The organism is Bizionia sp. M204 (assembly GCF_023205095.1).
Taxonomy (GTDB): domain Bacteria; phylum Bacteroidota; class Bacteroidia; order Flavobacteriales; family Flavobacteriaceae; genus Algorimicrobium; species Algorimicrobium hallyeonense.
Map to the genome: position 1 here is coordinate 2414009 of NZ_CP046242.1, position 24426 is coordinate 2438434.

Sequence of the window (24426 nt, forward strand, 5' to 3'; positions counted from 1 at the left end):
ATCAATATAATGTAGTTTTTTTTATCCGTTGCTTGGAAGTTCCTTTCCTTTTTTCACATGCCTTTTCGTTTGAAAAGCGTAGGTGAAATCTTCTTTTTGAGAAACTTGCTCCTCATTGGTTGGATTGGTTGTTTCTTTTTGAATTGTTAGACCTGTAAGTGTCATACAAAAAATAGCTGCTACTAAAGTAATTTTAAGGGTTTTCATGTTAGGGTATTTAGGGTTAAATTATTTACTATTAAATTTTAGTTAGTTTAAAAATCACTGTCGAGGGATGATGGATTAATAACCTTAAATTATGTTGCAACATAAAAATGCTACAAACTATAAAATGTAAACATGAGGGAAAAGACACATCGTGTCTCAAAAATGGAATAATTAACCTTAATAAGCTGAAAAAATCGATTTAGGGACTTATTTAAGGACTGTAAAAGTAATACAATATATTAAAAATAAAGTAAAAATACGATTAAACGTAATATTTTATCGACTAAAACCATGTTTCGAGTCTTTTTCTTACAATAAATTGTTAATAAATATGGTAAAACTTCTTCAATTTGTAAGAAAAAACGTTTGCAATTCTTTATTTTATTATAAACTAAATTGTAACTAACTTGTAGCGTCAAATTAGCATATGAAATCACTTTACAATAGGTTTATTAGTTTTATAAACACCATTCAAGGTAAAATTGCCTTTTACCCAACGTTATTTAGCATATTTGGTTTTAGCTTCGCTATGCTGATGCTCTTTTTAGAAAAGGAAGGTATTTCAGCTTATATAATTGAGCACATACCACAATTAGTTATAAATAATGCGGATACCGCTAAAACACTTTTAAGTTTTTTAACAGGCGGCATTATATCTATCATGGTTTTTAGTTTTTCCATGGTAATGGTTTTATTGAACCAAGCTTCTAGTAATTTCTCACCTCGTGTTTTACCCGGCTTAATATCCAATAGAAACCACCAATATGTATTAGGTATCTATTTAGCCACCATTTTATACAACACCTTCACGTTGGTTGGTATTAATCCTTTGGAAAATGACAAATATCAATTGCCAGGATTTTCCGTGCTTATTGGTATTATTCTAACGGTAGTGTGTTTAGGTAGTTTTCTATATTTTATACATTCTATATCTCAATCTATTCAGGTTAATAATATTTTAGATGGCATTTACAAAAAAGCTAAATCCCGATTAGAATACCTATTAGAAAAAGAGTCTGAAACAGCACCGTCATTTCCTGACGCATCGGAATGGACCTCTTATTTTAGTTCCGAAACGGGTTATTTTCAAAATATTGCTATTCCAAATTTGGTAGATATTTGCAAAGAAGAATCTATTCAATTAAAAATCTTGCCAATCCAAGGCGTTTTTGTTTTGAAAGGCGTTCCAATCATACAAGTAAGTAAAGATATAGATGACGCATTAGTAAAAGACATATTATCAAATTTCAATTTTGCGAAAGGTGAATTTGTAGAAGATAATTATGCACTGGCTTTTAAGCAAATTACAGAAATTGGCATGAAAGCAATGTCTCCAGGCATTAACGATCCAGGGACAGCCATTAGCACCATTGATTATCTAACAGAATTATTTGCTTTACGTCTTAAAAAAAATGACAAGACCATCATTACATCTGATAACGAACCACTTATTGACGTAACAACCACTAATTTTAAAGAGTTAATTTATCAAGTTATGGTGTCTTATCGCACCTATTGCAAGCATGATATGACATGTATTCAGAAGCTATTTATCATGTTTAAATATTTATTACTGCAAGAAGCTCATTTGCCAGAATATCATGATGCCCTTGTAGCAGAAGCAAAACTACTGTATCAAGATACACAGAAAAGCATTACAAATTCCACAGACTTAAGACGGATTGAAGCTTTATATCAAGACTTAACAGCCTAAATGGAAATTTTATTTTAAAAAGCTACAAACCACCAAAAATTAAAAAGCATTCCATTCTTCGTATTCAGAAAAAAGGAATGCTTTTTTATCAAAAAAAACTAAAAACCAAATTGGACCGAGTACTAATTTATTCCAAACTTTTAATAGAAATAAAATCGATCATACATAATTTATCCCATTGATTTTTCAGAAGTACCTTAAAAAAAATTAATTAACAATTAAGTTGTAGGTTGTAGTTAAAAACTGTTCATTCCCTCCTGTTAATTTTTGAACATATATTTCAATATAATCATTTTTAACTACGTCTACAGTAGCAATTATCGAGACCGATTGTCTTGCGTTAGTTTGCAGTACATCCGCCTCCACTTCACTTCCAACAACTTTAGTCCCATTTTTAAATACTGAAAAAGCATATCGACTGCCGCCTGTTGCCGTAAAAGATAATGCACCTAAAACGTTAATTGCTCTTCTACTTTCACCTTTATATATCAACCTATTTTCACTATTCACACCCGCACCTTCAGCCGTTCGGAACAACCTGATAGAATTGGTATTAACAGGTAATTTAAATGCAGTTGTATTAGTAATATTTACCACGTTAGAACTGCCATAGTATAAATTCCCTGTGGCTACATCATCACTTTCTCTAGGTATACCTGATGCACTAACCGTCCAAACATTAGAGAAATTATATCCAAGATAGGTTTGTGCAGGAGCATACCCTTTAACATATCCAGATGGCGCGCTTGTTGTACCTGTGAAAACGGTAGCTTGCAAAACACCTGTTCCTACTGCAAGTCCTGTAGTACTGACATCTAAAGCCACAGCTGAACCACTTACCGTGCTAAAACCACTAACTTTTTCTATTAAACCAAAGGTTCCTGTAAATTTTTCAAACGTTCCTGAATTATTTCCAAACCACCCTTGATTATTTAGTAATAGGTTACCAATGTTTGAATAGGTAATTCCATTTGCGTTGTTTAGAAATTGAATAATATTTCCAAAGAACAACCCTAAACCATCAATACTTCCAACATTTGTCATGCCATCTATTATGGTGTTTTGAACCAAAAGTGATGCCGTGCTTGTAATTCCTGGACCGGTAATCTCAAAAGCTTTAGTTCCTTTTAACGTAAGATTTCTAACACTACCACCAGTACTGCCCTTAAAAACAGTGCCACCAGCATATAATAAAACGTCTTCATTAGCATCCAATCCAGAAATATAGGCGCTATTTAAATTAATAGGAGCCGTTAAGGTTATAGTACCATTAATTTCATACAATGTATTTGAATTTAATAAATAAGTAGAACCACCTCCTGCTGCAAGTTCACTGCTTAAATCTGCGGCAGATTTCACGAGCTTATAATTGTTCCGAACGGATGAATCTAATTTTGTCCAAGTGCTGCCTTTATAGAAATAGAAAGCATTTTCTGAAGTATCATAAACTAACAAGCCATTTACTGGGTTTGCAATAGCTAGCCGCTCGACAGATGTCATTCGTGGTGTTAGCATACCTTTAGTGGTAGAAACCACATCCAACATAGCGGATTCATTTGGCATGAGTGTTCCGATTCCGACTTGAGAGAAACCTGTGGTTGATAATAAAAAAAGAGCCATTAGGCTAAATGCGTTTAAAAGTAGTTTTTTCGTTTTCATAATTAGTATTTTAAGATTTTAGTAGATTTTTGGGCATTATTTGTTTTGAGTACAACCATGTAAACACCGGTACTATGATGAAATGGAATTAGTACTTTATGTTGATTGTCAAGATTTTCTGTAAGTGATAAAAGATGCTGACCCATTATATTATAGACCTCAATACCTGAAATTTCTAAATTGTTCGGGTTTGAAACCACTATTTGGTCAAGGCCATTATAAAAAACTGTTATTTTGTCCAACTCTATATGATTTGTACTTAAGGTTTCTGCCGGTTGGAAAACAATAGAATACCGTGTTAAATATTCGCCGATTGGCAAATTAATTTCAAAATCGGCTTCCGTTAAATTATAGGTCGTATCCAACAAATTATCTTTTAAATAAATAGTATGGCTGAAATTTTCAGCCGCATCCAACATCAATCGGTGGGATCCTGCTTCAGAAATTATTAAACCAATTGGAAACTCCAAGTGGTCTGCAAAACTATTTGTACCCTGAATACCATATCGTCTGTTTGCATTATTTTCTATAATAAAAAACATATCATCGTCGCGAGACATGTATTGCAGCGCATCATAACCCGGGTTATAATTTTCGTCTGCAGGAGAATTAGGAAGAAACCCTAATAGTAATTGTCTGTGAAATCCTTCTGGATCCTCATAACCAAGACGAATGTATTGATTTTCGGCACTTGCATTATGTGTTGAATTTGAAAGCCTGCTGGAAGATTCTAGTTTAAAAAAACGTTGCGAATTTTTAAAAACAATAGTCCCAGAGCCTATGGCATCTATGAAAAATCCTTTTCCAATTGGCACATATTGCGAAGGTTCTGTAACGGTTCCAGAAGTACCAATTCCTGCAATAAGCGGTGACGCAATAGAAGGTGGTGTTCCACCGGTTAAATTTCTAGTAGCATAACCCCCTAAATAATCAGATAATACATGTGATGTTGATCCACCATCAACCCAAAAGTGAAGCGATTCTAAAACGGTACTATTATCATTAATAAAATCGTCAGCATCTAAAGCTGAAGGATAGGGATTACCTAATAAAATGCTTTCACCACTGCTAATTGGAAATTGATAGTCACCATTGTTTGGTGCTCCGTAAAATACATAGTTCTGATCCGTTCCAATAGAGTTTGGACCTTTCATGGTATAACCTTCTCCCGGATTTAAAACGCTTGTACTGTTTAATGCAATCCAATTTGCATACGAACCCGATCCCCGCGCATATTTATACAGCCACCTAGTATTAATAGTTAATGCCGTTGTAACATTACCCCCACCGTCTGTTACGGAAGGAAGCCCATTGTACGGGTTACCAGAATTAAATAATATTTGTGTAGGCTTAAAAGGATTGACGCTTGAATCTACACCATCAAATTTTCCACCCAAAAAACTAAAAATACCGCTATTGTTTACTGGAGAAGACCAATAGTCATATTGAAAGGGTGAAACGGTTCCTTGTTGATCTAAAATAAGTTTACCCGAGTTAATGGTATTAGCATCTACTCCGGAGTGCTCTTGAACAAGTTGTGCCTCACCTGTTAGTCTTAAGTCGCCACTTTTTAAATTCAAGGCATTGGTTACTTGCAATAAGAAGTCGTCTGCAACGGTAACACCCTTTAATCCTTCGGGTGTGATGTCAATTTCCAGATTATAAAAATGGGCATTCGCTGCGCTTCCGGATAAATTTAAAAAATTGTTGGATGCGCTTTTAAAATAAGTTGTTCCAGCTGTGGCACTGGTTGCTCCATGATTAATGAAGCTATTATTCAAATACAAATTACCATTGGAAACATGATTTCCGGCAACCGTATTGGTGTATTCCTCTTCAAAATACACATTGCTATTCGTGCTTATTTTAAGCACTCCTGTATTTACTATTTGTGCATTTGCAAAAAAGCAAGCACAAAGTAAAACACAGAACATAATTGTAGGTTTTAAGTTCATTGTTTATAGTTTAGATTTGGGTTAGATAAAATACTAAATTATTTTTTTAAAAGGTTCATTTTGTTCTATATTTTCTGATTTATTTAATACGTTTTTTAGTTTATTGACCGTCAGCGGCTTGGTAATATAACCAGCACAATAAGGTTCATTTCGCGCTTTATTAATGTCCATAGAACACATGGAAGATGACACCATATATACTTTTATTGCTCGTGTATTGATAAAGTTTAAAAGTTTAAACTCATTAAAAAAATTAAACCCATTCATTTCCGGCATATTTATATCTAACAAAATGACATCTGGAATAGCTACAGATTTAATATTGGTATTTAATTCCAACAGCTTAAAAAAACTAATTGCTGAAATAGCATTATTAAAAACCCGCGTTTTTATATTTGGGTTGTATTTTTCAATAATTCTTTGATTAACAAATAGATCTATCTTGTTATCATCGATCAACATTACATTTTCAATCATTGTTTTTGCTCCCTTCTTTTAAATTTGGTAATTGCACCCTAAATGTGGTGCCTTTATTTATTATACTTTTAACCTCTACACTGCCATTAAAATCTTCTACAATACGCTTAACAATGTAAAGCCCCAGGCCTGTTCCTTCAGAATTATCACTATTTGCTTTAAAATAAAGATCAAATACTTTATCAATATCATCTTCACGAATTCCTATACCATTGTCAGAAACTAAAATACTTATATCATCATCACTACTTATAATATTTATATGCGTGGTAGGCGTCAGTTTATTCGTTTTAGATTTGGCAAAACAAATGGTATTGTGGATTAGGTTTTGAAGTATAGAATCTATTAATTCCTGATTGAAATAAAAGTCAGTTTCCTGCTGAATATCCACATGAAAAGTGATATTATCAAAATTCTTTATCCCTTTTAAGGCCACAAGTGCAGTATTAATTTTCTTTTCAAAATCTATAATTGTATTGTCTCTTCGTTTTTCTGAAATAATAGACGCAAAAGCCAAATCGTCCAACAAAAAGCGTCCTTTTTCTAACGTTTCGTCCAACATATCAATTAACAATCTGGTTCTGCTGTTAAGCTCTTCCTCCTTTAAGAGGTGAAGTAATCCTTCCGCAGATGTTAATGGCGCTTTTAAGTCGTGCGCAGAACGGTATAAAAACAGCTCCAAATCTTTGGTTGTTTGTTTTAATTTCTCCTCTAATTTTTTGCGTTTAGAAATATCAAGCATGATTGCGCAATAAAATTTATCCTTGCCATTTTGCCAATTACTCATAGCAAACTCCACCGGAAACTCGTCACCATTTTTTCGTAAGCCCAGCATTTCTATATTATCACCATAGGAATCATTATCCAGTTTATCTTTTGCTTTAAGCAATTCCTTAACACCTGTATCCACCTGTTTTTTAGAAATTAAAACGGTTAATGGTTTACCTATAATTTCAGAGCTAGTATATCCAAATGCCAATTCAGCGCCTTTATTCCATTCTATAATATTTCCTACTCCATTGGCTACAACTAAAATACCCACATTTATGGATTGAAATATGTTGCTGTACTTGGTTTCAATAGCTTTTAGTTGAATGGATGCCTTATTGTTATTTTTATGTTTTTTGGTTTTTACAGTAGCATACATTATTTCATTCTCCAAATTAAAAACAGGTTTTAACTTCGAAATAAAAAAAGTTTGTCTGCCTTTTAATGACAAACCCATGGACTGGTATTTACAGACCTTGCCTTGATTAAACACCTTATTTACTTGTTTCTTTACATAATTATGATTGGCAGGGTTTACAAAATCATAAATATTTGAACCAATAATACTGTCGTACGCATTATGCATAGCACTTTTAGATGTATTTATAATCTTTCCAAACTTATCTATATATAAAACATCTTGGGTGAAATTTTCAATAAGCTTTTGTTCATTACAATGAACAGGGTTTTTATTTATACCCTTGCAATAGTAATTGCTAACATCACTGCTTATTGTTACGTATTTTATTATCGCACCGCTTTCATTCTTTATAGGTTCAATAGTAGTATCTAGCCAAAAAACCTCATTATTTTCTCTTTTATGAGATAAAACGCCTCGCCATATTTCACCAGCCAAAAAGGCTTCAGATTGCATTGGTAATTTTAATAAGTGGTTTATTTGACCAACAGCTGCTTTTTTGGAAACATTCATCACTTTAAAAAAATTGTCATTACAATACACCAACTTCCCACAAGCATCCGAAACAGAAATTATTAGATGGCTATCTAGAGACTCCAACAAAGCCTCTACCTGAATGATGGAATTTAAGTTTGTTATTGCTTTATACATCAAACTTATTTTTAGATTCCATACAAAACGCTAACGCTGATTCCGTTTCACCAAAAATTTGAACATGTGCATCTTGTGCAAATAGCCTTTTATAAGACCCAATAAGCAGTTTACTATGCAATGTGTCCACTACAAAAGCTTGTGTGATAATATGCCTTTTTAAAATGGGACTTTCGGCAAAAAACTTGGCTGCTTTAGGAGAAAAATTACCAATGAAATTACGAATATCAATAAGTAAAGGCATTGCTTTACCATCCGTTAATTTTTGGATTTTCATTAAATAGGCTTCTGATGCTTCAATGGTCAGATAACAATCTGATTGATTAAACGTACAGAACAAAATTTCGTTTTCAATCCAAAATTTAACTTTCTCGGAATGATTTAGTATTGACGTACTCATAGGTTTGCATTATTTGGGGCATTATGCAAATTATGTATGCCAATATGCATGCCAAACAAATAATAGCCTTGCAATAAACCGCTAAACAACTGAAAGTGAGCTGGTAGAAAAATACGAAACAAAAAGGACTCTATTTGAAGGCCACGGCTAACCGAGATAAATGTTCGATAAACAGGAGTTCCACGGTATATCGTGATTTATTACAATTTTTTAATCCCTAACTTTTTCATTCTATCTCGTAACGTACTTGGCTTCATTTTAAGTAATTCAGCTGCGCCTTCGGCACCTTCAATTTTCCCATTTGTTGCTTTTAATATTTTCTTTATGTGAATTCTTTGAACATCATCGAGAGACAGACTTGTAGAAGAAATTAAGGCCTTCTTTTCGGACGACTTGAAATCGGGTATTATTAGTTTCTCATTATTAGATAAAATTATAGCTCTTTCCACCAAATTTTCCAACTCTCTAATATTTCCAGGCCAGGAATACGATTGCATATTACGTTTGGTTTCTTCAGATATAAATTTGACACTTTTATTATAAAGTTTACTATACTTATTTACAAAATGCTCCAATAGTATTGGAATATCCTCAATGCGTTCACGTAAAGGCGGAATAGTAATTGGAAACACGTTTATCCTGAAGTATAAATCTTCACGAAAATTTTTATCTTTTACCTCCTGCTTTAAATCTCTATTCGTAGCGGTAATAATCCTAATATCTACCTTTTCTGTTTTAGTACTTCCTATTTGTTCTACCTCCGACTCCTGAATAGCTCGTAGTAATTTTGGTTGCATATCCATAGGCAATTCGCCTATTTCATCTAAAAACAAAGTACCACCATCTGCTAATTGAAACTTCCCCAGTTTATCATTAATAGCACCTGTAAACGATCCTTTTTTATGACCAAACAACTCACTCTCAATAAGTTCTTTAGGAATAGCCGCACAATTAACTTTAATCAAGGGCTTGTTTTTTCTATCACTAATATTATGGATTGCTCTTGCCAACAGCTCCTTACCAGTTCCTGACTCCCCTAAAAGCAATACGGTTGCTTTAGTGGTTGCCACACGTTCAACATCCGTTAGCACTTGGCTAAACGAATTACTGCCATATACCATTTCTTCATAATTGAAAACTAAATCAATTTCTTCCCGCAAATAGATGTTTTCCTGCTCTAGTTTTTTTTGTAGGTTTTTTAACTCTAAATTTAATCCCACTAGTTTTTGATTGGACTTAATGAGTTCTATTTCAGCTGTATTTCTTTTATCACATTCAACTGCTAATGAAATAATATTGGCTATTGACGTTGCAAATTCCTCGTCTTCAATGGTCCATTCTTCTTTTGAACCAATTTGCTCAAAACATAAAACACCATAATGCGCTTGGTGACCTTGAATCAGCACATCTAAAGTAGCAGTAATATTTAATGGCTTTAAGTATCTTTCCGCAAACTCTTCTGTTTGTTCACCATGAATAGCATCATCAACCCGCAGCGTCTTATGTTTAAACAAATATTGGAAGTATTTTGGATAGTCATGCGCTTTGAATTCTGCTTGCTTAAAGTAGTCGTGTTCCTTTAGGTTATAAGCACTTTGGCAAGCAATGATGTTATTTTCATCTTCAAACTGCCAAATACTAACGCGCTCAATACGCATGGTTTTAGCAGTTAGCCTAGTTATTTCCTTAAAAACATAGCTTAAATCACCACCAACTAATCCTGCTAATTTTAAAATAACGTCCTTTTTTTGTACAGATTTTTGGGACATGGCTTCTAATTCCTTTTGATAGCGTAACCGATCTGTAATATCCGTTATAATTTGCAAAAGGAACACTTCATTATGTATATAAATTTTTTTAAAGGTGATGGTTGCATATTTAGGTGTTCCAGAACTGACGTTCAATTTTATCTCATCAATGGTTATGCAATCGTCTTTATTAGCTTGTATCTTTTTTATAAAAATTGAATCAAATATATCATGAATCTTAAGCTTGCTCGGCGTTTTATTTAAAACATCTGCTTTTTTAAATCCTGTATAATTCTCCCAAGCCGCATTAACATCTACGAACTGAAATGTTTTCAAGCTAAAAAGTGATTTTGCTATAGGGCTATTATTAAAAAACCAATTAAAGCAGATATCATTTGCCGTAAATTCTCCAAAACTAACAGGCATTGAATTGGGTTCGAAAACACCAAAAAAATATGCTTTTTCAGTTTCTGGATTCTTTAAACGCACAAAATTACACATAACGTTTTTCCGACTACCTTCAGACATAAGGAGATTAACAACCCCATTCCAATGCGCTTCCTTTTTAATACTATCCCAAAAACCCATTCTAACGTCATCGCTAAACAATGAAGGCTGTAGTAAATTTATATTTTTGAATAGAAGTTCGTTTTCTTGGTAGCCCAAAAATTTACATAAGGGTTGACTTAATTGCAGAAATTCACCTTCCCTATTTAAAAAGCATAGCAATGTATTGTCATGAAATAATTGGGCGAGTTCATTCTGACTTAATCTACTGGGGTTTTTTTTCATGTAGGCATCCATGCTATTTTAACAGTACATTTGTGATATTATTAAAATATTTTGCTATTACCTGAGAATACCTTTATGAAATTACAAAATTTAATAGAGTTTATAAAATATAAAGCAAAAGAATTCTTTAAAAATTCTGTAGACACTTGCTATTGAAGATGATATAAATGTTTGTATAAAAATTAAGCATATTAAAATTACAAACCATCCTAAAACAAAAAAGCATCCCAATCTTCTGTAAAGAAAAAAGGAAAGCTTTCCATCGGTATTCCCAACAACACTGGGAACATCCTACATTTACCTCAACATTACTGCCGAGATAAAACAACACAACTAAATTTTTAACTACCTAGGCAGTTTTATTGCAAAAAAAAGCTTCAATTTCTTGAAGCTTTCTGCAATATTAGCGGTCTGGACGGGACTCGAACCCGCGACCTTCGCCGTGACAGGGCGACATTCTAACCAACTGAACTACCAGACCGTTGCTTTATTGCATGCTTAACCGTTTTTTACTTGCGTAATAACCTCTCAAGCGGGTGCAAATATAAACAGCTTTTTCAATATGTCAAATGTTTTTTCAATAAATTTTAAAGTTTTTTTATTTATAAAAACTTTTGCCGTGCTATCATATAGGTTGTCAATATGTTATTGAAATCTTTATTAATGTCCGCTTCCACATATGCAATACGATATTGCTGACATTTTAAGCGAATATCCTTAAAATAGTCTTTAATAGCCGTTTCATAGTTCTCTTTAATACGATCCGCGTATAAATTAACATGATCACCCGTTTCTACATCTATAAAACGCTTGGGCGCATTGTCAAAATCAAATTGCAGTTCCTTTTCCTTATCAAACACATGAAACAGGACGACTTCATGCTTATTGTGTTTTAAATGCCGTAAAGCGTCAAATAATTGCGCGTCATCGGTTTCTGTTTGGAACATATCTGTAAAAAAGAAAATCAATGAACGTCTATGAATCTTTTCTGCTATTTGGTGCAAATAAGTAAAAGTTTCCGTTTTTCTACTCACAGGCTTCTTTACCACCATGGTATTGAGTTGGTGCAACAACATGTGATGATGGCGCTCACTTCCTTTTTCAGGTGCGTAAAAATCGTAATTATCACTATAAATGCTCAAGCCAACGGCATCACGTTGCTTTTTTAAAATATGCATTAAACTAGCCGAAGCCAATGCCGAAAAAGCTATTTTATTCAAGGCGTCTATACCGTATTCCTTCAACTCTGGATAATGCATAGAGCTACTATTATCCACAATTAAATGACAGCGTAAATTAGTTTCATCATCATAGCGCTTGGTAAAAAGCTTGTCCGTTTTAGCAAACAACTTCCAATCAATATGACGCGTACTTTCACCTTGATTATATATTTTATGCTCGGCAAATTCTGCCGAAAATCCATGAAACGGACTTTTATGCATACCGGCAACAAATCCTTCTACCACCTGTTTGGCCAGTAATTCTAGGTTTTTAAAACCGCCTGCTTTATTTAATTCGTTTTGTAAATCCATAAACCCAATTGTCGCTTTAACGACAGCTTCCCAAAAGGAAGATTTAAAAAATCATTTAGAATTTGGGTTGTACACCCAAAAATTATCTGGAAACGCCCAAACTACGTTAGCCCTAAACTAAAAAAGGTTTGCCATAACAGCAAACCTTTTCTATTTTATCTTTTAGTCTCGAATCTAGCCTTTATTCTCTAGCTTCTACATACGTCTATAAAAGCGCGTCAATAGCCTCCGTGTAAGCACTTTTTTGTGCAACACCAACCTGACGACCTACTACTTCACCGTTTTGAAAAACTAATACCGTAGGAATGTTACGCACACCGTATTTGGCAGCAAATTCCTGATTGGCGTCAACATCTACCTTACCAACAACGGCTTTACCTTCGTATTCCTTGCCAATTTCGTCAATAATTGGTCCAACCATACGACATGGTCCACACCAAGCTGCCCAAAAATCAACCATTACAGGTTTGTCACTCTTTAATACTGTTTCCTCAAACGTTGCATCTGTAATTTCTAATGCCATAATATTTAAATTTAATATGTTATACTTCAATTTTAACTGCCTGTAAACAGACATCTATGCAATATTAGTCAAAAATTCTGCCAAAGCTTACAACCTGACAATTTGTTTTGTTTATGGCTACATTACTTGCAGTTATACTAACTATTTGGGTGTACCCCTTTTCCGTTGTCACTACAAAGCGTCAGGCTTTCGTACGTCGCTTCCCGAAGAAAAAATCGGGAGAGCTCCAGCAAGTACTCTATCCTTTACACGGAAACCGAACGTTGAAAGTACATGGTTCATGGTTCAAAAAATCTAACATTTAGCTATAAAAACAATTCCTTGGCGAAATAATTTACAAGATTGAGACATCTGTTAAATTTTGAATTCAATCTGTTTTCTTTCTTCTTGATTCTTTTTCTTTACACTATTCTCGTCTCTTTTTCTTTACTCTTTATGCTTTTCGAAATCCTCAATAATTTAAATCAAGTCTTTTTAAAGCTCTTCGAGTGCGTGCCGTGTGACACATTAATTCAACTTATAAAACACATCATTACGCTCCAATTCTAATAACAACTCTTGCGAAATTTGCACCTTTTGTTTTCTACTCGGCATGTTTAATTTTATCTGTTCTTCATTGTCGTAAACAATAAAATTTAAGGCATGATCACCAACATGACTGCGTAATAAATTCTGTAATTGACTTATTTTCGACTCTTCTAAATCGGTTATATTTAATTGGATGGAAAGTTTCTTGGCATAGGTGTCCATCACATCGTGCAACAACTGAAAACTATTAAACTGAATTCGCGGTTCACCACGTACGCCTGTATCTTTTTTAATCCAACCTTCCCGAATAAAAATCTTAACATGTACAAAAGAGTTCTTCAGTAAAAAGTGCCTGAACTTTAAATATTCTTCGCCAAAAATTCGGAATTCAAAACTATTGGTGTAATCATCAACCGTAAACATAGCCCAACCTTTTCCTTGCTTACTCACCCGATGTTGCACATCGGTTACCACACAACCAAAAGTCAATTCGCGATTTACATAAGGTTCTATATTTTCTAATAAGGCTAATTCCGCATTACAGAATGTTTTCATTTCAATTTTAAAATCATCCAACGGATGGCCCGAAATATAAATACCAACTACCTCTTTTTCTTGGGCTAATTTTTCCATGGTTCCCCATTCCTCACAAGGTGGCACTTCTGGTTCTGCTATTTGCACATCGCTAGCTTCGCCAAACAGACTTACTTGTGCCGAGTTTTCATTTTCTTGATGTTTGGCGCCATATTTAATCGCTTTTTCTAAAAAGGTAATACCATCACCATCATCATGGAAATATTGCGCACGATGCGTGTCTGTAAACCCATCAAAACCTCCGGCAAGTGCTAAATTTTCAAAAGCCCGTTTATTGGCTGCTCGTAAATCTATACGTTTGGCAAAATCGAAAATTGATTTAAACGGACCATCTTTTTTACGGTTTTCTACAATGGTCATTACGGCTCCATGACCCACACCTTTTATGGCTCCCATACCAAAACGAACGGCATAATCTTGGTTTACGGAAAATTTATAATAGCTCTCATTAATATCAGGCCCTAAAACAGCCAGTTTCATGCGCTTGCATTCTTCCATAAAAAACGATACTTGCTTAATATCATTCATGTTATTGGATAATACAGCTGCCATATACTCAGCTGGATAATGCGCCTTTAAATAAGCGGTTTGATAAGCAATCCATGCGTAACATGTGGAATGCGACTTGTTAAAGGCATAACTTGCAAAGGCTTCCCAATCCTTCCAAATTTTCTCTAATTTTTTAGCATCGTGCCCATTAGCTTCGGCTTGGGCAATAAATTTCGGTTTCATTTTATCCAAAACCGCAATTTGCTTTTTACCCATGGCCTTACGCAAAACATCGGCTTCACCCTTGGTAAAATTTGCTAGTTTTTGTGACAATAACATTACCTGCTCTTGGTAAACGGTAATTCCATAGGTTTCTTTTAAGTACTCCTCCATAGCTGGTAAATCGTACTCAATATCTTCTTTACCATGTTTACGTTTTGTAAAACTCGGTATGTATTCCATAGGACCTGGTCTGTACAAGGCATTCATGGCTATTAAATCCTCAAAAACTGTCGGTTTTAATTCCTTTAAATGTTTTTGCATGCCAGGCGATTCATACTGGAAAACACCTACCGTTTCGCCACGTTGAAATAACTCATACGTTTTTTCATCATCCAAAGGAAACGTATCTGGATCCAAATCAATATCATGTTTGGCTTTAACAATTTTAACGGTATCCTTAATTAAAGTTAGCGTTTTTAAACCCAAGAAATCCATTTTTAATAATCCAGCGTCTTCAACAACCGAGTTATCAAATTGGGTGACATATAAATCGGAATCTTTAGCCGTGGACACGGGAACGAATTTGGTAATATCATCTGGTGTAATAATAACACCACAGGCATGAATTCCGGTATTTCTTACCGAACCTTCTAATATTCGCGCAAGATTAACGGTTTCAGCCTGTAAGTCCGAACCTTCAGAAATATTTAAAAGCTCGTTCACTTTTTCTAAATCTTCGGCACGGAATTTACTGCTTAATTCCTTTTCACTCATGCCAAAAATCTTACTCAACTTGGACATGGTAGGAATTAATTTTGAAATCCTATCGGCATCAAATAGTGGCAAATCCAATACACGTGCAGTATCACGAATAGAGGATTTGGCTGCCATGGTGCCATAGGTAATAATTTGCGCTACCTGACTGCTACCATACTTATCAATAACATAATCCATAACACGACTTCTACCTTCATCATCAAAATCAATATCGATATCCGGCATACTTACACGATCTGGATTTAAGAAACGCTCAAAAAGTAAGTCGTACTTCAACGGATCAATATTGGTAATCCATAAACAATAGGCAACCACCGAACCTGCTGCCGATCCACGACCGGGCCCAACGGAGACATCCATATTTCTAGCTTCGCGAATAAAATCTTCCACAATTAAGAAATATCCTGGATACCCCGTGTTTTGAATAACGCTTAATTCGAAATCCAAACGCTCCGTTACTTCTTCCGAAAGCGCTTCACCATAGCGTTTTTTAGCACCTTGGTAGGTTAAATGACGTAGAAACGCATTTTCACCACGCTTGCCGTTATCTGTTAAATCGGCAGCATCTTTAAACTCCTCTGGAATATCAAAAGCAGGTAATAATACATCACGTGCTAATTCATAAGCTTCCACTTTATCAACGACTTCCTGAATATTACTGATGGCTTCGGGAACATCTTTAAAGAGTTCCTTCATAGCTTCGGACGACTTAAAATAATACTCCTGATTAGGCATCCCATAACGGTAACCACGGCCGCGACCTATTGGCGTAGCTTGCTTTTCTCCATCTTTTACACAAAGTAAAATATCATGTGCATTCGCATCCTCTTTATTGGCGTAATAGGTATTATTACTGGCCACTAATTTAATATTATGCTTTCTGGAAAACTCAATTAAAACCGGATTTACCCGATTTTCATCCTCCTGATTATGACGCATAATTTCAATATACAAATCGTCCCCAAATTCTTGTTTCCACCACAGAAGGGCTTCTTCGGCTTGGTTTTCACCGATATTTAAAACTTTACTTGGCACTTCACCATATAAGTTTCCGGTAAGGACAATTAAATCCTCTTTGTATTGTTGAATGAGCTTTTTATCAATTCGGGGTAAATAGTAAAAACCATCAACAAAAGCATGAGATGATAACTTGGCTAAATTATGATAGCCTTTTTTATTTTTGGCAAGTAATACAATTTGATAACCGTTATCTTTTCTAGATTTATCGGTATGATTTTCACACACAAAAAATTCGCAACCTAAAATGGGTTTTATTTCTTGGAAATTTGCAGGTTCACCTAGCGCTTCAGCTTCTTTATTTTTAGCTTGGATGTTTTTGTTGTGATTGCTAACCGCTTTTACAAAATGAAAAGCTCCCATCATGTTTGCATGATCCGTTAGCGCAACCGCTGGCATATTATGCTCCGCTGCAGCCGCTACTAATTTTGGGATACTAATGGTTGATTGTAAAATTGAAAACTGCGAATGATTATGTAAATGCACAAAATCAACAGCTTTTAACTCCGAAATATTTTCTTTTATTTCTTGAGCCGATAAACCATCATCTTGGGTTTTTAAAATCTGCTCTCGAATCTTGGCACTGGCTTGTTTTAAATTGATGTGTTTTAAACCAATCAGTTTAATTTCTTGCGGATTCGCTTTGGAAAATTTTTCAAAATAATCCGGTTGAACATCTAACTGCTCCTTGGTGTATTCTTCACGTCTAATTAATTCTAAAAAACAGCGGGTAGTTGCTTCCACATCGGCTGTGGCATTGTGCGCTTCCGCAAATGGTTTATTAAATAAATATTGATGTAACTCTGTTAATGTTGGTAATTTAAATTTCCCATAACGACCTCCAGGCAACTGACATAAACTAGCCGTATGTTCTGTACAGGTATCTAAAACTGGTAATTCTTGTAGTTTATTTTCAAGATTTCCCCGAACAAATTCAGCGCCCATAATATTAAGGTCGAATTTCACGTTCTGTCCAACTACAAATTTTGTTTTGTTTAAGGCGGCATTAAACTTCTCTAGAACAGCCTGCAAAGGTAATCCTTGTTCTTGCGCTAATTCGGTTGAAATTCCGTGAATTTTTTCAGCATCATAAGGAATATTGAAACCATCTGGTTTTATTAAATAATCCTGATGATCAATACAGTTTCCCATATCGTCATGTAACTGCCAAGCAATTTGAATACATCTTGGCCAATTATCGGTATCGGTAATTGGTGCATCCCAACGTTTTGGTAAACCTGTTGTTTCTGTATCAAAAATTAAGTACATCTATTCTTTGTTGTTAAATTGCCTGCCTGCCGTGTGGAAGGTTTATGGTTTGTAGATAAGCTGAACTAAAACCAGTTCAAAACACCTAAAAAAATTATGACTTTGTTGGAAAAAATGAGACCATAAAATTACGTAGAATTAATGCTTTTTTAAAATGAAGTTATAAACAATTTTGTGTTGAAATTTATAACCTGCAGATATTATAAAAACGAAGTGCACTTGCGGTTAATTGGAAATATTTCGCCTATTTGAACTCCAAAACACATCAATATTCATTAAATACTGACTTCAACCTAAACAAAAAGCGCAACCGTTTCCAATTGCGCTTTCCGAATCAATTACAATTTACATTTAATTAAGTTGTAGTTGATTACTTATAATTATGATTTCGATTAGGATACTAATTCTTCATGAACTTTTTCCGTGTTTATGGCACTTTGAATCGCATTTTTATGCTTGATTAACAAGGAGTCTATGCTTGGTGGTAAGGTTCGGTCTTTCAGAATCTCTTTATATTCTTCTAAACTTGCTTTTTCACCACGAATAGCCTCTTCTAAAATGGCTTCCGCATCATTGGTTGTAAACGTTGATTTCAAGGACATCCAATTTCTGTGCATGGTACCTTTAAAACTTCCTGAATCTTCTGGAATTTCTCCATATTGAAGGATTTCCGTTCGAAGTTCTTTAGCAAATTGGCTACGCTCGGTAGCTCTTCGCTTGAAAAACATTTTTATCTCTGGGTTATCCACGTTGTTCATGGCGTTAATGTACCCCTTTTCGGCATCATAATTTTTTACTAATAATTCGTTTAATTTGTTTGAAATTTCTTCTGTGAACTTCATCATAATATCGCTTTCATTTAAATTTCAATAGGTTTTTTAAAGATGCGTATTGTTTCACATCTATTTTAATATAAGGGATATAAGGGCTGAAGTCAAGTATATAGCCATAAACCTTTAAAACATTGGCTCTTTTTAACAAAAAACGCGACTAAATAGCCGCGTTTGTTAATTTTTTTATGAGAATCACCTTACATATCATCTAAATAGTCTGGAATAGTATCGCCATCCGTGTCATCATTGGTTACATCGCCATCACCGTTGGCGTCTTCATTTATGGTAAGAATCCCGTCTCCATCATCATCGTTATCTAAATAATTTGGAATAGTATCACCATCCGTATCATCATCTCTTACATCGCCATTTCCATTAACATCCTCAAGAATGGTGTTTAAAGAATCGCCATCGTCATCATTATCTAGGAAATTTGGAATCATATCACCATCGGTATCATCATCTCGCAAATCGCCATTATCATTAACATCTTCATTCACGGTTAACAGGGAGTCGCCATCGTCATCATCATCCAAATAGTTAGGAAGCGCATCACCATCTGTATTATCATTTGTTAGATCTCCATCACCATTTTCATCCTCATTTACAGACAGAATGCCATCACCATCGTCATCATTACAAATTAAGGTATCTATTTCTGCTTGTATTAAACCGTCAGCATCTATACAGGCATTTTGCTGATTGATTAAGGCTTGCTTATAGGCATTACAATTTGCTGAATAATCATCTGAAGTGGTTGGTGTATTTACATATAATTCTTTAGCAATTGCAGATTGTGCAATCGCATCATCACAAGACATGATACTAGTACCAGATCCTATTGGAAGCGGCAAATCGAAAAATACCCCTTCACTAAAATTAACTGTTTTTAATCCAGAATTGGAATAGGCATTAAAATAAAACTCACCTGACACGGTATTATTTGCTGCATCATAACGTGAAATAGTAATTAACCCATCAGGAGGATACACACTAAAATCTGGATCCGGTTCATTATTTGTGGAATACGCTACATCTTCTACATCTATGAATTCGGCATAGCTTGAATTACCAACGCCAAGCGGATAATTTCCAATAGCCAAGTCTGCAACATTTAGGGTAATGGATTCAAAATTATCACCACCAGTAATAACGAGTTTTCCGGCATCATTAAAGCTAGCGTTGTAAAACAAGGCCTTCCAACGCTCACCATCTTTTTTACCTTGTAACGCCGGTGTATTAAATTCAATTTCATCACCACAGCTAAAAACCGTTATAAATGCTAGGGCTAAAACAAATAATTTTTTCATGATTTTATGTTTATTGTACTAAAATGAGAACTCAAAAATAGAATAAAAATTATAAGAAATAGAATTTTACATAACTATTTAAATTTCAAAAAAATATAGTATATTTGCACCCTTATTAATAATCGAGGTCGCGAACCTCACTAATTAATTTTTATGTCAGTTAAAATTAGATTACAAAGACACGGTAAAAAAGGAAAGCCTTATTACTGGATCGTAGCAGCCGATGCACGAGCAAAAAGAGATGGTAAATACCTAGAGAAATTAGGTTTTTATAATCCAAACACCAACCCAGCAACTATTGAATTAAACATTGATGGTGCCGTTACATGGTTACAGAATGGTGCACAACCAACTGAAACTGCTAAAGGTATTTTATCTTACAAAGGTGCTATGTTGAAAAATCACCTTGCAGGTGGTGTTAGAAAAGGCGCTTTAACAGAAGAGCAAGCTGAAGCTAAATTTACGGCTTGGTTAGAAGAAAAAGCTAGTAAGGTAGAAGCTAAATCGCAAGGTTTAACTGCTGCTCAAGCTGAAGCAAAAGCAAAAGCATTAGAGGCTGAAAAAGCAACTAATGAAGCGCGTATTGCTGCCAACACACCAGTAGTAGAAGAGGTTGCTGAAGAAGCAACTGAAGATGCGCCTGTTGCTGAAGCAGATGCTTCAAAAGAAGAAGAATAAAAAACAAAATTTTTTATACTTTTGAACCCAGACTTTATAAGTCTGGGTTTTTTATTACATCCATTTTATTAGAGTTTTGTGAGACTACCTCCCGACAACCATCGGAATCCAAGGGCAACACCATAAATATGAAAAAAGAAGATTGTTTTTATTTAGGAAAAATAGTATCGAAATATAGTTTTAAAGGTGAACTACTTATAAAATTAGATACGGATGAACCTGATTTATATGAAAATCTAGACGCGATGTTTGTGGATTTACGTAATAATTTGGTGCCCTTTTTTATTGAATCTTCCCAACTCCATAAATCTGATTTACTGCGCGTGCGTTTTGAGGATGTGGACACAGAAGCCGATGCCGACTCCCTCATAAAATGCGATATTTATTTACCATTAGATCTATTACCAAAATTAGAAGGCGATAAATTTTACTACCATGAAATCATTGGATTTCAAGTAAGAGATGTAAATTTTGGAACCGTTGGAATTGTAACATCTGTAAATGACACAACTGCACAAGCACTTTTTGAAATTGATAAAGATGGTACTGAAATTTTAATTCCTATGAATGATGCTTTTATTGTAAAGGTAGATAAAGCTAATAAAGAAATTATATTAGATACGCCAGAAGGTTTAATTGATTTGTATTTAGATTAAATATCCAATCGTTTTAAATTAAAGCTAAAAATACAACCACCATCTTTTGGCGATGTTACTTTTATATTGCCACCTAAACCCTCAACAAGCTTCTTTACAGTAGCCAAACCAATCCCGGTACCTTTATTTTTGTATTTATCCACACCATAAACTGAAAATAAATCGAAAACAGCTATTTCCTCGCCTAATGGAATACCAGGTCCGTTATCTTTAACCTCAAACATATAATCCGTTTCATTTTTTGAAAAAGAAACATCTATCCGTGTCTGCTGCTTATCATTATACTTAACAGCATTGGAAATTAAATTTATTAATATTTGTGATAAAGCAGATTTATTTACAGTAATATCCCCAATATTTTTCGTGTAATTAAATACAATCTCTTCAGAATCTATTTGACAAAGGTTTTTTATATGCTTCATAAACGCCTCAAAATTTAATTGTTCTGAACCACTCCTTCCCTAATTCAGAATAACTATAAAACATTAATAAACCATCAATATAATCTCTTAATGAGCTTGAAGAATCCTTTAGCAACTGCAAATACTCAAGAGATTCCGGAGAGGCGTACTTTTCAAAATCGGACTCCACCAAACCGATTAAAGAGGTCATATTTGCCAAGGGCGACTTTAAATCATGACTAAGAACATTAGCAAATTTCTTAAGGTTTTCATTACGTAACAGCAACTCTTCCTTCAGTTTTTCTAATTTTAAATTCACTAACTGCTGTTCAAACAAACGCATGACCTGACTAGCCAAAACCTTTAAGGTCATTATTTGTTTTTCATTTAGTGTTTTAGGCTCTGTATCAAAAACACAAAGGGTTCCTAATCTATAACCTTCTTGATTGACTAAAGTAACACCCGCATAAAAAACGGCATTTTGATTTGTAACTAAAGGATTATCTTTAAACCGAATATCCTTGCGCGCATCTTCTATGATTGTAATTGGATGGTCAGAAATAATTGCATGACCACAAAATGAAATATCTCTAGGCGATTCCGTAAGTGGAAAGCCATGAGCAGATTTGAAAAAATTTCGATCGTTATCTAATAGTGTAATTAAAGAAATAGGTGCATCCGTTATAAACGATGCTAAAGCGGTAATTTCATCATAACTTGCTTCAGGTAGCGTATCTAATAAATTATACTGCTCTACAGCACGTTGTCTTTGCTTTTCATTATCTGGGAAAGTTGGGGCTATCATAAGTAAATATATTCAAGGGTAAATTTACAGCATTAAAATCTGCTTATTTTCCCAATTAAGAATATTTTAGCAAATGAAACTATAATTCATTCTTATGTCCAATTTTAAATTTAAAGAATTCACCATAAACCAAGACCGTTGCGCCATGAAAATCGGTACGGATGCGGTGTTACTGGGCGCTTGGACTTCTATTAAACACCATCCGTTCTCTATTCTAGATATTGGAGCAGGAACAGGTGTGTTAGCATTAATGCTAGCGCAAAGGAGTGCCGCAGAAGTTATAGATGCACTTGAAATTGATGATAACGCTTATGAGCAATGTGTAGATAATTTTGAACACTCTGTATGGGCAGACAGACTCTTTTGTTACCACGCTTCTCTAGAGGAATTTGTTGAAGAAATTGACGATCAATATGACCTCATCATTTCTAATCCGCCTTTCTATTCCGAAGATTTTAAAACAGATAACCATCAGCGTGATACAGCCAGATTTCAAGATGCCATGCCATTTAATCATCTTTTAGCTAGTGTTTCCAAATTGCTTTCAGCAGCAGGTGAGTTTTCAGTGGTTATTCCTTTTCAAGAAGAAGGCAACTTTATTAGTTTAGCAGCAAATTTTAAATTGTTTCCAAACCGGTTAACACAGGTTCAAGGAAATCCCGACGCCGAAATTAAACGCAGTTTAATTAGTTTTACACGGACAGAAGTACCGATAGAAAAAACCAATCTTATCATTGAAACCGGAAGACATCAGTACACAGATGCTTATGTAACACTTACTAAAGATTTTTATCTGAAAATGTAAATTTTGGATATTTTGCCATGTTTGCCAATTTTTACCGTAGTTTTATGGAGTTAAACACTATAATTCCTTCCAATTTTGAGCACACCTAAAATAGAAATTTCAGCATTAAATCAAATAAAGACACTTTTACTATTTGGTGGCACTTTGACCTTGTTGTATTTTGGACAAAGTCTAATTATGCCCTTATTAGTGGCTGCTATCATTGCTATTTTACTTGATATTCCAGTAAAAAAATTTAAAAGCTGGGGGTTACCAAATTGGTTGGCTATAACGATAGCCATTTTGCTAATGCTTGCCGTATTTTCATTACTCTTTTGGCTTATAAGCTCTCAAATAAATAATATGGCTGAAGATTGGCCAACTATGAAGGAAAAAGCCACAGAAAAACTGAATGTTTTCTCACAATGGACAAATGAGCAATTAAATTGGAATTATAAAGATTATATAGATAACAATAAAAAATTGGTTCAAAAAGCTGAAGGCTTGGCTAGTGCATTCCTATCATCCTTAATGAGTTTACTCTCCCAATCTCTTATAATTTTTGTTTATATCATTCTGTTTCTAATGCAAAAGAAACAATTTATAAATTTTTTCAAAAAGCTATCTTCTAATGATAAAGCTATGAGTTCCCTTTTAGTGAATTCAGCAAAAATCACAAAAAACTATTTTGTTGGAAAGGGTAAAATTATGTTATTCCTTTTCGGCATCTACTATATTGGGTTTCTAATAGGATCTGTTCCTTACGCTTTATTTTTAGCGCTTTTTGCCGCATTATTTTCCATTGTACCTTATGTTGGAAATGTAATTGGTGGTGGTGTTGCGGTTATTCTTTCCTATTTATATGCAGGATCCACACCAGCACTTATAGTTATTGGTGTGGTTTCAGCAGCGCAATTAATTGAAAATTACGTGTTGACACCTTGGGTTATAGGAGACGAAATTAATTTAAATCCTTTTATAACCATATTTGGAATTATTTTATTCTCAACCCTTTGGGGTGTTGTTGGTGCCGTAATTTCTTTGCCTTTAATTGCTGTATTGAAAGTTGTTTTTGACCACACCAAAGGCATGGAGCCCTATGCCTATTTATTGAAGAAAGAAAAATGATTTTTTCTAGTTTTATATTGCAATGGAATAGGAGATACATACGCCCATTTTTAACGCTGAAAAAAAGATTATTAAATTGTTGACTGAAAAC

The 24426-nt window shown here is 34.3% G+C and carries 19 protein-coding genes and 1 tRNA gene; 5 read left to right on the plus strand and 15 right to left on the minus strand.

The window, feature by feature from the left end; genetic code table 11:
* Positions 1-21: 21 nt before the first annotated feature.
* Entirely contained in the window at positions 22-207 is a 186-nt protein-coding gene (locus tag GMA17_RS11235) for a hypothetical protein (protein ID WP_248396166.1), read from the minus strand.
* A gap of 427 nt (positions 208-634) precedes the next feature.
* Between GMA17_RS11235 and GMA17_RS11240 the strand changes: the two genes are divergently transcribed.
* Entirely contained in the window at positions 635-1921 is a 1287-nt protein-coding gene (locus GMA17_RS11240; protein WP_248396169.1) for a DUF2254 domain-containing protein, read from the plus strand.
* Positions 1922-2128: 207 nt separating this feature from the next.
* On the opposite strand, the gene GMA17_RS11245 is transcribed toward GMA17_RS11240, so the two are convergent.
* The 12 genes from GMA17_RS11245 to GMA17_RS11300 form a co-directional block, all read right to left on the minus strand.
* Positions 2129-3580 carry a hypothetical protein gene (locus GMA17_RS11245; protein WP_248396172.1) on the minus strand — a complete coding sequence of 484 codons (1452 nt, stop codon included), beginning with the start codon at positions 3578-3580 and terminating at the stop codon, positions 2129-2131.
* A gap of 2 nt (positions 3581-3582) precedes the next feature.
* Positions 3583-5535: a T9SS type A sorting domain-containing protein gene (locus GMA17_RS11250; RefSeq protein WP_248396175.1), complete on the minus strand. Its 1953-nt coding sequence runs from the start codon at positions 5533-5535 to the stop codon at positions 3583-3585.
* 33 nt (positions 5536-5568) lie between these two features.
* The gene (locus tag GMA17_RS11255) at positions 5569-6012 is read right to left on the minus strand and encodes a response regulator (RefSeq protein ID WP_248396177.1); all 444 of its coding nucleotides are present in this window, start codon (positions 6010-6012) and stop codon (positions 5569-5571) included.
* Complete coding sequence (locus GMA17_RS11260) at positions 6005-7849, minus strand: PAS domain-containing protein (protein WP_248396179.1); 1845 nt, start codon at positions 7847-7849, stop codon at positions 6005-6007. The genes GMA17_RS11255 and GMA17_RS11260 overlap by 8 nt, the downstream gene beginning before the upstream one ends.
* Positions 7842-8249, minus strand: coding sequence for a hypothetical protein (locus tag GMA17_RS11265; RefSeq protein ID WP_248396181.1), 408 nt, complete (start codon positions 8247-8249; stop codon positions 7842-7844). Before GMA17_RS11265 ends, GMA17_RS11260 begins: the two co-directional genes overlap by 8 nt.
* A 200-nt stretch (positions 8250-8449) precedes the next feature.
* Positions 8450-10789: a sigma 54-interacting transcriptional regulator gene (locus tag GMA17_RS11270; RefSeq protein ID WP_248396183.1), complete on the minus strand. Its 2340-nt coding sequence runs from the start codon at positions 10787-10789 to the stop codon at positions 8450-8452.
* Positions 10790-11196: 407 nt separating this feature from the next.
* Positions 11197-11270 (minus strand) — tRNA-Asp (locus GMA17_RS11275).
* 121 nt (positions 11271-11391) lie between these two features.
* Positions 11392-12321 (minus strand): DUF58 domain-containing protein, encoded by a 930-nt coding sequence (locus GMA17_RS11280; RefSeq protein ID WP_248396186.1) that lies wholly within the window; start codon positions 12319-12321, stop codon positions 11392-11394.
* Between the two features lie 205 nt (positions 12322-12526).
* Positions 12527-12844 carry a thioredoxin gene (gene trxA / locus GMA17_RS11285; RefSeq protein WP_066250841.1) on the minus strand — a complete coding sequence of 106 codons (318 nt, stop codon included), beginning with the start codon at positions 12842-12844 and terminating at the stop codon, positions 12527-12529.
* A 507-nt stretch (positions 12845-13351) separates the two neighbouring features.
* Positions 13352-17740, minus strand: a complete 4389-nt coding sequence (dnaE, locus tag GMA17_RS11290; RefSeq protein WP_248396188.1) for a DNA polymerase III subunit alpha — start codon at positions 17738-17740, stop codon at positions 13352-13354.
* 392 nt (positions 17741-18132) lie between these two features.
* A complete protein-coding gene (locus GMA17_RS11295; RefSeq protein WP_248400654.1) occupies positions 18133-18582 on the minus strand; it encodes a PA2169 family four-helix-bundle protein in 450 nt (149 codons plus the stop codon).
* A 188-nt stretch (positions 18583-18770) separates the two neighbouring features.
* A complete protein-coding gene (locus tag GMA17_RS11300; protein ID WP_248396191.1) occupies positions 18771-19883 on the minus strand; it encodes a DUF6252 family protein in 1113 nt (370 codons plus the stop codon).
* Between the two features lie 153 nt (positions 19884-20036).
* Between GMA17_RS11300 and GMA17_RS11305 the strand changes: the two genes are divergently transcribed.
* Together GMA17_RS11305 and rimM are read left to right on the plus strand one after the other, a co-directional pair.
* Complete coding sequence (locus GMA17_RS11305) at positions 20037-20561, plus strand: 30S ribosomal protein S16 (RefSeq protein ID WP_248396194.1); 525 nt, start codon at positions 20037-20039, stop codon at positions 20559-20561.
* Positions 20562-20689: 128 nt separating this feature from the next.
* Entirely contained in the window at positions 20690-21217 is a 528-nt protein-coding gene (rimM, locus tag GMA17_RS11310) for a ribosome maturation factor RimM (RefSeq protein ID WP_248396197.1), read from the plus strand.
* Here the strand turns inward: rimM and GMA17_RS11315 are convergent.
* Together GMA17_RS11315 and GMA17_RS11320 are read right to left on the minus strand one after the other, a co-directional pair.
* Positions 21214-21639 (minus strand): ATP-binding protein, encoded by a 426-nt coding sequence (locus tag GMA17_RS11315; protein ID WP_248396200.1) that lies wholly within the window; start codon positions 21637-21639, stop codon positions 21214-21216. The genes rimM and GMA17_RS11315 overlap by 4 nt on opposite strands.
* Before the next feature lie 7 nt (positions 21640-21646).
* Entirely contained in the window at positions 21647-22423 is a 777-nt protein-coding gene (locus tag GMA17_RS11320) for a GAF domain-containing protein (RefSeq protein ID WP_248396203.1), read from the minus strand.
* 94 nt (positions 22424-22517) lie between these two features.
* Here GMA17_RS11320 and GMA17_RS11325 point away from each other — a divergent pair, with 94 nt between their 5' ends.
* The gene (locus GMA17_RS11325) at positions 22518-23228 is read left to right on the plus strand and encodes a tRNA1(Val) (adenine(37)-N6)-methyltransferase (protein WP_248396206.1); all 711 of its coding nucleotides are present in this window, start codon (positions 22518-22520) and stop codon (positions 23226-23228) included.
* Between the two features lie 75 nt (positions 23229-23303).
* The gene (locus tag GMA17_RS11330; RefSeq protein ID WP_248396209.1) at positions 23304-24335 is read left to right on the plus strand and encodes an AI-2E family transporter; all 1032 of its coding nucleotides are present in this window, start codon (positions 23304-23306) and stop codon (positions 24333-24335) included.
* Positions 24336-24426: the final 91 nt, after the last annotated feature.